7 protein-coding genes and 2 pseudogenes are annotated in these 13,303 nt (G+C 32.8%); 4 read left to right on the top strand and 5 right to left on the bottom strand.

The window, feature by feature from the left end; translation table 11 throughout:
* The 3 genes and pseudogenes from IC220_RS04235 to IC220_RS04225 form a co-directional block, all read right to left on the bottom strand.
* Positions 1-224, bottom strand: a pseudogene (locus IC220_RS04235) (DNA repair protein RadC); the annotation flags it as partial.
* Positions 225-385: 161 nt separating this feature from the next.
* Entirely contained in the window at positions 386-1,291 is a 906-nt protein-coding gene (gene wmk, locus IC220_RS04230) for a WO male-killing family protein Wmk (protein WP_188153317.1), read from the bottom strand.
* Positions 1,292-1,299: 8 nt separating this feature from the next.
* Positions 1,300-2,232 carry a hypothetical protein gene (locus tag IC220_RS04225; protein WP_188153316.1) on the bottom strand — a complete coding sequence of 311 codons (933 nt, stop codon included), beginning with the start codon at positions 2,230-2,232 and terminating at the stop codon, positions 1,300-1,302.
* A 595-nt stretch (positions 2,233-2,827) separates the two neighbouring features.
* Between IC220_RS04225 and IC220_RS04220 the strand changes: the two genes are divergently transcribed.
* The 4 genes and pseudogenes from IC220_RS04220 (at position 2,828) to IC220_RS04205 (ending at position 6,498) form a co-directional block, all read left to right on the top strand.
* Entirely contained in the window at positions 2,828-4,072 is a 1,245-nt protein-coding gene (locus tag IC220_RS04220; protein ID WP_188153315.1) for a terpene synthase family protein, read from the top strand.
* 438 nt (positions 4,073-4,510) lie between these two features.
* Entirely contained in the window at positions 4,511-4,954 is a 444-nt protein-coding gene (locus IC220_RS04215; protein ID WP_188153314.1) for an IS1096 element passenger TnpR family protein, read from the top strand.
* A gap of 75 nt (positions 4,955-5,029) precedes the next feature.
* Positions 5,030-5,137 (top strand): annotated as a pseudogene (locus tag IC220_RS04210) (IS481 family transposase); the annotation flags it as partial.
* Positions 5,138-5,568: 431 nt separating this feature from the next.
* Positions 5,569-6,498 carry an Rpn family recombination-promoting nuclease/putative transposase gene (locus IC220_RS04205; RefSeq protein WP_188153313.1) on the top strand — a complete coding sequence of 310 codons (930 nt, stop codon included), beginning with the start codon at positions 5,569-5,571 and terminating at the stop codon, positions 6,496-6,498.
* A 220-nt stretch (positions 6,499-6,718) separates the two neighbouring features.
* Here IC220_RS04205 and fxsT read toward each other — a convergent pair whose 3' ends face one another.
* Complete coding sequence (fxsT, locus tag IC220_RS04200; RefSeq protein WP_188153312.1) at positions 6,719-13,123, bottom strand: FxSxx-COOH system tetratricopeptide repeat protein; 6,405 nt, start codon at positions 13,121-13,123, stop codon at positions 6,719-6,721.
* On the bottom strand, positions 13,124-13,303 hold a 180-nt coding region (locus IC220_RS04195), incomplete at its 5' end, for a transposase (protein ID WP_188152748.1).

Raw genomic sequence — 13,303 nt, 5'->3', positions numbered from 1 at the left:
ACTCCTTCTATAGTTTTCAGGTCATCCATTTCCTGTCCTAAAATTCCTCCTATTCCAAAACTATCCATTAGCCTTTCAGCTATAATTTGCGCCTCTTCCCTGTCATGTACTGCACTTAAAAACGTTTCTATCACTTCACGATCAAGTAGCGCTTTTCCGTTGCTTTCTAATGCTCTAAATTCTACTTCTTCTCTACGATTTTTACTTTTATTCTCATTATTCATAAAATACACCTCTTATTAGTTACTATTTATTTTTAATTATTTACTGCTATTTTTTTTTAGCAGTGGTCGTCATAAGGCCATCTATTTTGCTGGAAGTCAAATCAATTTTTTATTTATTTATTTTTTTATCAAAATACTAATGATATTAATCATTGCTAATCTTATTTAAAACTTATCTGGCTGTTGTTTGCGAGAACAGAAATTCCTGCTTTCTCTAGATTCTTTGCTACTTTGGTTTTTTCTGCTTTTCTGACTTTTTCTTCGCACATCCTTATGCCTTCAAATAAAGACTTGATTAGCATATCTCGTAACTCTTGACTTTCAATCTTCTTGTATTCTTCTATAAAGTTTGATAACTCTCTTCCTGCTTCACTATCCTCATCTTTTATCGAGTCAGGAAGTAGATCTTTCATACTAATTGATAATACCTTTGCTATTTCGTCCAACGTTTCAAGTAAAGCAGTAGATCGACCTTGTTCATATTCATATATCCTTTGACTTGCTATGCCAACTTTGCTCGCTAAATCTACTTGGGTATATTCTCTTCTCAACCTCCACTCTTTTACCCTTTGCCCTATTTTGTACGTTATCGAATCAATGGGATTTTTTTTCTCTTCATATTCACCTATAGATAAGTTAGTTGCTCGAGAAATCACATCAACCGATACTCCCACTTTAATCAAACCCTTTGCTATTTCTATTTTCACCGCTTTTCCACTTTTTTCCTCACTCACACGGATGAATTTAGTTAATAAATACAGTATTTCGCGTAATTCTTGATCCTTAATTCCTTTATATTTTCTTGCTAGGTTTAATATTTCTTTTCCTTCTTCCTTAAAACACTCTTTTTTATTTGATACAGGAATGAGGTCTATAACACTTACTGATAATGTTTCTGCTATAGCATATAACCTTTCGATTGGAATTCTACGGTTCCCTTTTTCGTATTGCAGTATTACCCAGTATTTTACCCCGATTTTCTCTGCTAAATCTTTTTGGGTATACCCCTTTGCTAATCTACAACTTCTTACTTGTTGTCCTACGTTATAGTTTGCTCTTTCTGCCAATTCGCACACTAATTTCTTCTATTTGAACTGTTGCTTAATCTTGATAATAGCTCCTCCCTTTCCTTTATTACTTGGTTGCTTTTGTCCCCAATCTCTCTCATTTTTCTTTCTCGTTCTTCTATGCTTGATTTCATAACCTCAGCCGAATATTTGCTCTCTCCTCTTGCTAGTTCGGATTTTAACCTTCTTACTTTGTATTCCAATTCTGCAAACCTTTCATGTTTTTTTAGTGTCTCTATCATCTGATTTATTTGTGAGCGTAATTCCCCTTCTTCTAAACTTTCTGCTATCTTGCTCAGTAATAACTCATCTATTTTATAATTTTCTCCAGATTGAACTATAAACAGGTTTATCATTGCCCGTACATCTACAGGTTTTGCCGTTAATACATCAACATTACCACATACAAAACGTTTTAAACTTATATTCTTTTCTAGATAATTTTTCATATCCTGTGATAAATTTACCTTTAATTTTTCATATGCTTCAGACAGTAACATCTCTAATTCCTTAAAAAACTCAATCTTAATGTCTCCAGATACAAGAACCATTAACAGATGTTTTATTAACTCCCTATCATTTGATTTGATTGCCTGATAAATTGCTTTTTCTCTATCCTCTTCCAAATCATACAGTTCTGATGAATTACTAAGGCTGAATAAATAGTTCTTAGCTCCTCCAGAAACATAGGCAATACTGACTTCTCTTAACGGATGATCATCTTTAAACTTTTCTAGCAATTTACTATCTGTAGTTTCTTCTATCGCAACAGCCATTTTACTCAATTTCTTTAGCTGGTCTATGCCTTCTCTTGAATCTCTAGGCGTATTTTTAATTTTATTTAATACTTCGCTATAAAGATTTTGTTTTTCCTCTCTACTCAATAATTCACAATTCTCCTTTAGCTGCTTGGAAGTTTTTGATAGAAATTTTATTAGCATATTGGCACCCTGATTGAAAGCTAGTATATTAAATTCCTACGCTGTGACAAGTTAAAATGGGCTTCATCTGCATGCTATTGCTACTAGGTGTATGGTCCCCTATTCCATCATTATAAATTATATCACTAGACCTTCTGCAAAACGTGAAACTTAGCTTGGAAGATTTCTTTCGTATTTTTTAAAAAATTTTCTTGTTTAGAGCGTTGTAGAGAAGCAAAGTCACACATGGGATAGGTTTTTATACCCCCCAAAGAGAATTTGACGTTTATTTCTTTGTTTCGCAGAAGGTCTACTGTTAAATTGGGAACTTCTTACCAATTTTATTGGACAACTCACCTTCAATTTTTTTATCACAAAACTAAAATTATAAACTATTGATATTCTTGCTCTTTTTACCTCCAACCCAGAATTTGGGTTTCAAAATGGTCACTTAAAGACAACACTTCTTATAAAAAAAGTTGCTTTATGAATAAGTTCGTCTACTCTAGGATAAGCATATAGTAGTGATATAAAGACTTACCACAAAAACTCAAAGCTATTGTCAATTCTCAGTGTCTAGTGGTTTTTTTATGCATAATTAATAGAAGGAGGGTTTATGAAATCTTATGAGTTAGGCAGTCAATTAAATTATCAAGTAGGTAGAGAGCTAAATCATCCGGAAAGTTTTGGGAAGGATATTGCATTAAAATTTGATGCTGGGGAGGTAGAAAGCGGAAAATATGGGAAAGCAAAAGTACAAGGTCACTTTTTGCTTGTAAACCGCTACGGAGAATTTCCACCAGTGAGTGTAGAACAGGTCAAAGAACTAGCTAATGATTGGATTAGTGAAATAGGAGATAATTGGATTGGTGAGATAGAGCTGGAGGAGTATTGCACAGTATCAGAAAAATGCAATATTCCTGGTGTTGTTTCTTATGGTGCCCCAGGTGTCGCTCCAGAAGACTTAAAGTTATCTTTTTATTTTAACGTTGCAGCATTCCTTCTTGATGATGCTATATGTAAGTTTAAGAATTTAAATAAAGATAACCCAAATCTTCACCTGAAAGTGATACAACAAGTAGTAGAGGCTATTGCTTTCATTATCAAGGAGTATGGTGAAAAGGATATTACGGTATCTCAATATACTACATTGGATCCTATATTTAAAACTTCTTGTGTAGCCTTTTCAGAAACTTGTAAGCAAGCTTTGGGTAAAACAGATGTACATTATTTTATGCAGGAGCTTGTTAATTATGTAAGAGCTAATAAATGGGAAGAAGAATATCTTAATACTCCTGATAGATATCGTGATATTCCTTATACAAAAGATGATTTTCTATTTTTACGTTCTTTTGATGTAGGTGTTTCTCCTGTCATAGAGGCCGTTAGCTTATCGTTAGGTACTATCCTTTCTGCGGAAATAAGAGGACACCCTTTTTTCCAGAGATATTATCGCCAAATGGTTAGTACACTTCCTGGGATACATAATGATGTTCTATCCTTGAGGAAAGAAATTGTTGATGATGAAAAAATGAATTTTGTGCTTGTTGAATGTAGAAAGCACTCTTTCCAAGAATCAATTGACAAAGTAGTAAAGAAAATAAATAATCGAGTGATTAAAATCAGAGAAGCTGAATTAAAACTAACATCATATTTCCCTAATAATCCTGATTTAGAAAAATTCATAAAAAATATAGAGTACATGATAGATGGGCTATTGTATTGGCATTGCACATCTCCAAGGTATGGTGATATCAAATTTGAGTGCTACACAGTAGAACATAAGCCTGGCACATTCTTAGAGCAACCTTTGCTTACTAATAGAGAAAGTATGAAAGAAGCTGCTTATCTAGGTGGGTAAGTAAAAATCAAGGGTTTTAAATGTGTTTTAGGAATATGATCCCAGCATGTCCTATTCCATCATTATAGAGACAATAAAGGACTGTATAAAATTTTAGTAGAAGGAAATGGCAATAGTATCTCAGAACTTGAGGCGCGGATTTTGACAACTTTTGCATTGGAGATTTCTTACTGATTTAACTCATCTTCTCTTGTTTCGCATGGGGCTCATCTATTTTGGAAAGACAAGTCATTTGTTGAAGTTTTATTTATATGGAAAATACATTAGCTTCTTAAAGATACTTGACTAATCATAAAACGCCATATTTGTATAAAAACAATGAATTTCTGGAAAAAGTGATTTTAGTGACTTATTTTTATGCTGAAGATCATATAAAAGCTTGCACAGAATGTTATTTTTTGCTATTAGTTAATTCAGTGTAAGTTAAAAATAAATTAGATGAATAAAAAAGAAAGGGTATACCTATTTAAAATTTCTCTAGATAAAAAAATTTATCGTGAAATGGAACTGCTTGGTTCATCTAGTCTTTATAAATTTGCAGAAACCATTGTGAGCGCTTTTAATTTTGAGCTAGATCATTCATTTGGCTTTTATAGCAATATAAAGGATCTTTATAAAAGTGACGAAGTGTATACTTTATTTTATGATACTGATTCTAGTTTGACTATTATGCCTAATGAAAAAAGTGTCAGGAATTCTTATATCTATAAAGTTTTTGAGCCAGGTAAAAAAATGATTTTTCTTTTTGATTATGGTGATAATTGGGAATTTTTAGTAGAATGTTGTGATATCATAGAAGCAGAAACAGGAAAAAGATATCCAAAAGTTACAAAAGAAGAAGGAAAAGCCCCTGAACAATATCCTGACTATGACGATGAGTAGTAGAGTTTGATTTATTGTAGTTATTGTATACAAGTAAGAATATTCTTATTCATTTTTTTGTGATGGCATAGTCAAAGGGTTACAAAAGTCAGCCATCCTTGCACAAATGAGCAAGTTGAGCATATGAATAGAAAGCTAAAAGATGCTACAATTAAAAAGTATTACTACAAAGCAACTCAAAGATCATCCAGCTGCTTGGAAGTTTGATATAGAAGTTCTGCTAGCACAATTATTACCTTCATTAAAAACTAGTATATTAAATGCCTACTCCTTGACAAGTTAAAATAGGCTCCATCTTCATACACTGAAATATGTTTTCTTTAGGATGTGAGAGGTTAATGCTCGGTTGAGCTTTTATGCTCGTAGGTTCTTGCACCAAAAAGGGGTTCTTAATGGCCATTACAGCTGCTAAGTTCATAGTATTCATTTCTTAGCCTTTTAAGGCGCTTTACAGAGGGATTGATAAAAAGATGTTATACGTCTAAAGTATGAAATGCGATTCTAAGGTGATCTCTGGTAGCCATTTTTTTTCATTCAAAACTTAAAAAATAAAGAAGTTGAACATTCCTTCAAAATTTAGTATAATCATTAATGATTTTTAACTTACCTTGATTATGGCTCTTTCGAAGTTTCTTGATCCAAAATTAGATTTGACTTTTAAAAAAATATTCGGCACTGAAAAAAATAAGAATATCCTTATCCATTTTCTCAATGATATTTTAGGGTTTACTGAAATAAATACTATACAAGAAGTGGAATTCCTTAGCACCATTATGGATCCTGAAATTGCCTCTGATAAGCAAAGTATTGTTGATGTCCTCTGTAGAGATTCTACTGGAGCCAGGTACGTGATCGAAATGCAGCTTGCTCGCGATAAAGGCTTTGAAAAACGTGCTCAACTTTATGCTGCTAAAGCTTATTCAAGGCAGGCTGATAAAGCTAGTAAGTACTTTGATTTAAAGAAGGTTTTCTTTATTGCTATTTCTAATTGTATTTTATTTCCTGATAAACTTGATTATATCTCTAGCCATACCACAAGAGATGAAAAAACTAATGAACATGACTTACAAGATTTTCAATTTATTTTCATTGAGTTGCCAAAGTTTCCTAAGAGTAGAGAAGAACAGCTAGAAAATGTCGTAGATCGTTGGCTATTTTTCTTCAAATATGCTGAAGACACTACTGATGAAGATTTAAGAAAAATAGCAGAAAAATCTCCAATAATAAAGCTAGCTTATGATGAATTAGACAAGTTTCATTGGCATAAGAAGGACCTGGCAGCTTATGAAGAAAGGTTAATGGATTTACAGAAAGAAGCTGCTATTTTAGAACAAAAACTCGATGATGCTACTCACAAAGGTAGACAAGAAGGTAGACAAGAAGGTAGACAAGAAGGTAGACAAGAAGGCATCCTCATTGGCCGTGAAAAAAGTAAAATTGAAGTTGCAAAAAATTCACTTAAAGCCGGTATCTCTATAGATGTTATTGCTGAAATCACCGGCTTTTCACTAGACGAAATTAAACAACTTAACCTCCAAAAGTGATCCCTTTCTTATTATTTACAGATTCTACAGCAATTCTGTTAAGTGAAGATGGAGGTATTTTTTTCGTTAGCCATACTTTGCTTCTGATTACTACTGTTAACTATTTGCTGCCTATTATCTAGCTGTATCTCTGGACTATACACTTAAGGCCGACGTGTCTATTGATGTTATCTCTAAAATCACCGGCCTTTCTGTAGATGAGATTCAAAAATTAAAGTAATTATCCTAGCCTTACATCCCTAGCTTGAGTTAAATAACCTTGAATGTAAGTATTATTTAAATCACTTCTAGGCTTCAAGCTTCCTTTTACGTTACTAACTTCTAATTTACTATCTTTGCTATGTAATATCTCTTGCTTTGATTGCTTTAGTGTTGCATCTAGTCCCTTATTAAGTTCACCCTTAAATTTATCAAACTTCTTTGGACTTAACTTACCAGGATACCCTGCTTCTCTATCAGGACATGCTTTCTCTATATGCGATTTTAAAATTCCTGAAATCTCATTAAATTTACCACCTATAATTTCTTCTGTAATCTCATCATGTATTTTCATGAAATTAATATTTAATCGATGTATTGATATTTCACTTTTTGATGCAGCTTGCTTTACTACTTTCTCAAATTCATTTGTAATATTTAGTGCATTAGCTTGTGCCTCTAGTAAGGATTGGGAAGAAACAGATTGCTCTGTTGTAGAAACATACTTTTGACCTGTAATTTTTCTTACCAATATATCAAGTAACATTATCGTACTATTGACATCTATAGGTGCATCAACTTGTGAGATTGAATTTGTAGTACTTGATGTTTCTTCAGGTAAAACAGCCCTAGAATACAATAACCCACCTACAGAACTTTTCACCCAACTAAACAAATCATTTATCCATGTAGATGGTCTTGTGCCACTACTTATTATGTCCTCACTTCTACGATTTCTAATGTGGTACCTACTATGTTCATGCCTATGTCTATGCATTACAGGTTGGTCAGATAACATCATAACTTCTGGTGTCATGTTTTTACTTCCAAATACTTCCTTATACACCTTATCCTGATGCTCCCTCTTTATAGAACTTAAGTACTTTGCTTTACTTATTTCTTCCCAATTCTCTTTCAAGACTATTTCTTTATCAGCAAACTTTATTGATAATGTTTCCATTTTAGGTTCTACATAAAACTTACTGAGCACTATCGTACATAGATCATCTTGTGTGTTAAAAGCATTAGTTATTATTAGATCACTACCATGATCACGAACAAATGTATAGTTTCCTGCTCTTCTAGGTGTTATTAATTTTGTATTTTCTTCTATATCTTGATTTGTTACAATGATAACTTCTTTATCCTTTTTAAATATTAAAGGTTGTGGTCTTAAACTCCACTCATTATTGTCAACATTGATTCTCATAGGAATACTTTCTACTATCACGTGAGTCTTGTTATATCTCTCAACTCCATCTTTTAATCTCACAGTAAAATACTCATCTTTTATCAATGCATCTCCTACTTGCTTTTCTACTGCTGCTCTTAATAATAAATCATTTTCAGATCTAATTACTTGTAATTCAAAACTACCTTTTCCTTTTTTTACTACATTTCTTAAGTCAATCGTATCTATTGAACTCTCTTCATCAATATCATGAATAATAACCTCTGGAAATTTATCATCCTCAGAGTCAATTACATATACATTTTCGCCACCATTTCCCACTAAATGACTTTTATGCTGTGGATTATTATGTATTACCTCATAGTTTCCACTTCCTATTACAACTGTCTCATTACTTAGAAGTGATTGTATAAAGAATGACATCTTACTTAGTCGATTTGCTATAGGTAAATAATTCCTGATAATTTCTTCAGCAGATTCATTACTATTTTGTAGCATATACAAGTTATCTTTACTCCCTATTCTTATTTCACCATTATTCCCGAGCATGTATAAAGGATTTTCTGGATAGGAGATAGTTATATTAAACTCTTTATCAGATTTGATAAAATTGAATTTTACTTCATGTTCAGTCCTGTTAAAAACATTTACATATTTCACATCGATACTTTTTATATCAACTGGTTCATATGCAAACCAAAACTTATTGTTTACATCAAACCTTTCAGGCCCATAAATAAAACTAAGCTCTGCACTCCCTCTATTGTTTAATGGTACTACATAATTAAAGCTTCCTTTTAATGCTCGATTGTATACTACAGTATTAGACCTTACTATTATTTGCATCTGATAATTACAGCTGTCATCCATTATGTTTATTCTATCTTTAATTTCTTTTTTACCACTTTGACCATCTATCAGTTTTACATTACTATTACAACCATCACATGAAACTGTTATTGTCTCTGCCTTATCTTTTCTTCCTATAATTTTATTCATCTCACAAATTTTTAACCAGTTACTGCGGGAAAAGTCTGCTATTTCTCCTATATCTAATTGAATATTCAATGGTTCTTCCTTAAAAGCAAATGATGTAATATCTAAGGTATTAACTCCTCCTTCCCCAGATAAATACCCATTAACAAAATCTGCCTGTAAAACAAATATATCATCTTTATTTCCTCCATAATATTCTTTAGATCCATTATTCACGACAAAGATGTTTTGGCTGTTTAAAAACCCTTTTGCATAATCTTTACCTTCTTCTAAGCTGATTAGAGTATGATTTCCTGTTTTATTCGCAGATAAACCAATTGCATTTTTACATAAATATGACCCATAACTTGGAGCAGGTTCATAATTTCCTTGTGGTACACAAAATACCTGACCTTCATCTGGATTATCTGGTCTTACTCTACTCCATTTTATATCGGTTCTTTTTCTATCGAGTAGTACTGTACTATCTAAATCTACTTTCTGACCAATAGGAAAAACATAGCTTTGAATATCACTATGTTGTTTTAAATACTCAAATCCTTGCTTAACTAATTGGTTATAAAGTTGTTTTTCCTCCATTAATTCTTTTATATATTGTTCAGGTTGCATACCTATAAATGCACGTAAATCTTCAACAAACCTCTCTTTTCCAGTTAGATGAATAAGTTGATCAATTTTATCAACCCTCTTTACTGCCATGTAAACATCAGTTCCAACAAATACTACCGCTCCAATTACAGCCCCAATAGGTCCAGTAACACTTGATACTCCTTCTAATACCTCAAAAGCTTCAGCAATTTCTATACCAATCTCTGCAGAATCAACTCCCAGGTAAATGCTGTCTCCTACTACACCAACAAGTGCTTCTTTCGTACCATTTTTAAATGCTTTTACCTGGTTTACTAGATCATAGATAATAAAAGCAGAAGTTCCACGAGCAAGAAAAGGAGACGCTGCTCTTAAAGATTTACCAAGTAACAACTTTCCTTCTGAAGCCAGTTTAAGCCCCTTAAAAGATGCAGCTTCAGCAACTTTAGCAAATCCTTGACCACCGGCAATAAAGCCTAGATTAATTGCAACACCTTCATAATCATGATTAAGAAAAGAAGCTAGAGTTGCCTTGCCCATCATTCCATGCATGGTGATACCAGAAACCATTCCTACTTTATTTAAATGATTCATGAATTTTTGATTACTAATAAGCTTATTAATTAAACCTTGAGATTGACCTGTAACCTTAACCTCACCTGCCAGCTGAATTAGCTGATCACGTTTTTCCTGTGGCAGATCTTTAACGTAGCTTATAAACTTTTCACTATCTATTTCAATATTGCTTAAACTTCTTTTTTCATCTTTTTCTTCATTAAACTCATCCACATCTTCCCACGTAAATAAACATTCATTTTCAGCTTCTCTTTTCTTCCTATGACTTGTGCTTGGTAGGCATTCCTTAGCTGAAATCTCACCTTCTTGATGTGTAGCTTCTTCCTGCTGACTAGGAAATCGAGCAACTTTTAATTTGTTCAGAAGAAAGTCTGCAATATCTCTTCTTTGCTTATTAACACTAGCAACTTGTAGAAGTGTTTTATTATCAGTGTTTCTAGCATTCAAAATCGCTTTAAGTGTGTCAGAATCTTTTCCTTCTAATAAAGAATCAACTTCATCTTTTGTACCACCTTGAACAGCTTTAAATAAATTATCAATACAATCAAGTAGAACTTTAATACTAGAACTAGACTTTGCTAGATCCAGCGGTGACCTACCTTTTGAATCTTTTACATCATAATGTGCTCCATTTTTTAATAAAATCTCAACAATTTCCTTGTAACCATCTTGTACTGCATAGTGTAATGGTGTCCTACCATCCTTGTCTTTAGCGTTAACAACTGCACCTTTTTTTATATAATCTTCAACCTTTTGTAGATCGCCTTTTTTTGCTTGAGTAAATAATTTTATTGCCATAGCAACCTCAAAATGATCAGGACCATAATGTTTTTCAAGGATAGGTAAAGCCCGTTCAAGCAACTCCTTTGTTTTATTAAAATCACCAAAAATCCCATAAACGTTTCCTAAGTTTACAAGTGTTCTAGCAACTTCAAAATGATCAGGACTATAATATTTCTCTTGGATTGCTAAAGCCTGTTCAAGCAACTCCTTTTGTTTATTAAAATCACCAAGAATCCCATAAACGTTTCCTAAGTTTACAAGTGTTCTAGCAACTTCAAAATAATCAGGACCATAATGTTTCTTTTGGATTGCTAAAGCCTGTTCAAACAACTCCTTTTCTTTATTAAAATCACCTAAATCCCTATAAACGAATCCTAAATTTTTAAGTGTTCTAGCAACTTTAAAATGATCAGGGCCATAATGTTTCTCTTGGATTGCTAAAGCCTGTTCAAGCAACTCCTTTTGTTTATTAGGATCACCTAAAGCTCCATAAGTGAGTCCTAAGTTTCCAAGTGTGATAGCGATTGTCCCATGATCAGGACCATAATGTTTCTCTTGGATTGCTAAAGCCCGTTCAAGCAACTTCTTTGTTTTATTAAGATCACCTAAAGTCCCATAAGCGTTTCCTAAGTTTTCAAGTGTTCTAGCAACCTCAAAATGATCAGGACCATAATGTTTCTCTTTGATTGCTAAAGCCCATTCAAGCAACTCCTTTTGTTTATTAGGATCACCTAAAGCTCCATAAGTGAGTCCTAAGTTTCCAAGTGTTCTAGCAAATTCAACATGATCAGGACCATAATGTTTTTCAAGGATTGCTAAAGCTCGCTCAAGCAACTCCTTGCATTTATTAGGATCATCCAAAAACCCATAAGCGTTTCCTAAGTTTTCAAGTGTTGTAGCAAATTCAACATGATCACGACCATAATGTTTCTCTTTGATTTCTAAAGCCCGTTCAAGCAACTCCTTCATTCTTCTATAATCACCAAAGTTTGCATATCCATTAGCCATCAATCCTAATAATACTTCAAGATAGCTTGTTTCTATTTTCTGTTTATCTTCAGGTTTTCTTGCCAACCAATCATCCAAATGTGACAAAAATGCTTCTAAATGTGGTAATAACTTCTGTTTCCTTGGATAATCTTCTGATCTATCACTACCATAAGGAAAATTTTTTTCTAGTAAGTCAAAAGCCTTACCTATAATCTCTGCTTTATTTTGTTCTGTTAGTTCTATTCTTGTTACTTGCTGTACTAACCTATGGATGTTGAGTGTTGTTTGCTCTTGTCCTGAACTGACCATTGAATACTGCTTCAATAAATGAACTGCGGATCCTAAATCTTCCTGATTTTTGATTAAGCTTAAGAACATGTTCGTAGAAATATTTTCAGGAGCAAAATAGGATATAATGTTTAGGATCTCTATGGCTTTGTCACCATTTTCTTTTTGTTTTATGCCATCTAAAGTAACCTCCCACGTTATAAATGTTGTTTTAGTGTAGGTATTATCACTATCTTCTGGAAACGGAAATTTGAGAAGCTCCTTAGTTTTTTCCTCATACCTCTTTAGGTAATCACTGATCTTAAATTCCGAACCTACATTTCTTAATACCTCATCTTTTACTGCTATATACGCTACTGCTTGTTGTAAAGTTAATGGAAAATGCTGTAATGTTTCTGCTAATCTCGCTATACCCTGATTTTGCGCATTATCTTCTATTTTTAAAGCCTTTTTAATAAACTCTATAGATTCTGCTTGGGTAAATGTTTCTAATGATAATCTTTTTATATTTCCCCAACTCTGGTTACGAGAAGTGATAAGGATATAGGGTTTATTGGCATTAGAAGGCAAAGACGGTAAAAATTTATCTATACCTTCATTACCATCATCTTGAGTTCTAAGCTTTTCGGTATTATCAAAAATAAAAAGACTCTTTCTCTTTGAAAAAAAAACATATACATCTTCAACAATGGACTTTATATCCTTTTGACTTCCACCTATACTTTTCACATTAATTTCTAACTTATCCTGAGCTAAACTAAGAAAAGATTCAGCAAGAATTTGATAGCTTTCAGCATTTATCCATATAATATTATTATCATAATTTTTGCTATATTCACTGATATACTTTCTAGCCAATTCACTCTTACCTACACCACCAAGACCAGCTACAACTGTTTTTCTTTCCTCTGTTAACGTTGTGTGTAACTCCTTTAATTGTTGAACCCTTCCAGTAAATGATGCAACCGGTTCTTTTACATCAAATTTAATGTTAAACTTAGGTAGTGTCGACATTTATTTTAACCAAAGATATATAGAAGCAATATGGACAAAAGATAAGAAAGAAATAGCTAATTTATCATAACGAGTAGCAACCCTACGAAAATTCTTGAGTTTATTGAACATTCTTTCGATGAGATTTCTCTCTTTATAAAGCTCTTTATCGTATTCTCTTGGTGTTTTTCTATTGGAACG

Origin of the sequence: Wolbachia endosymbiont of Pentalonia nigronervosa (assembly GCF_014534705.1) — a bacterium.
In the GTDB taxonomy this organism is placed as follows: Bacteria; Pseudomonadota; Alphaproteobacteria; order Rickettsiales; family Anaplasmataceae; genus Wolbachia.
The sequence above is the reverse complement of the archived record's forward strand: the minus strand, read 5'-3'. Positions and strand labels throughout refer to the sequence as shown.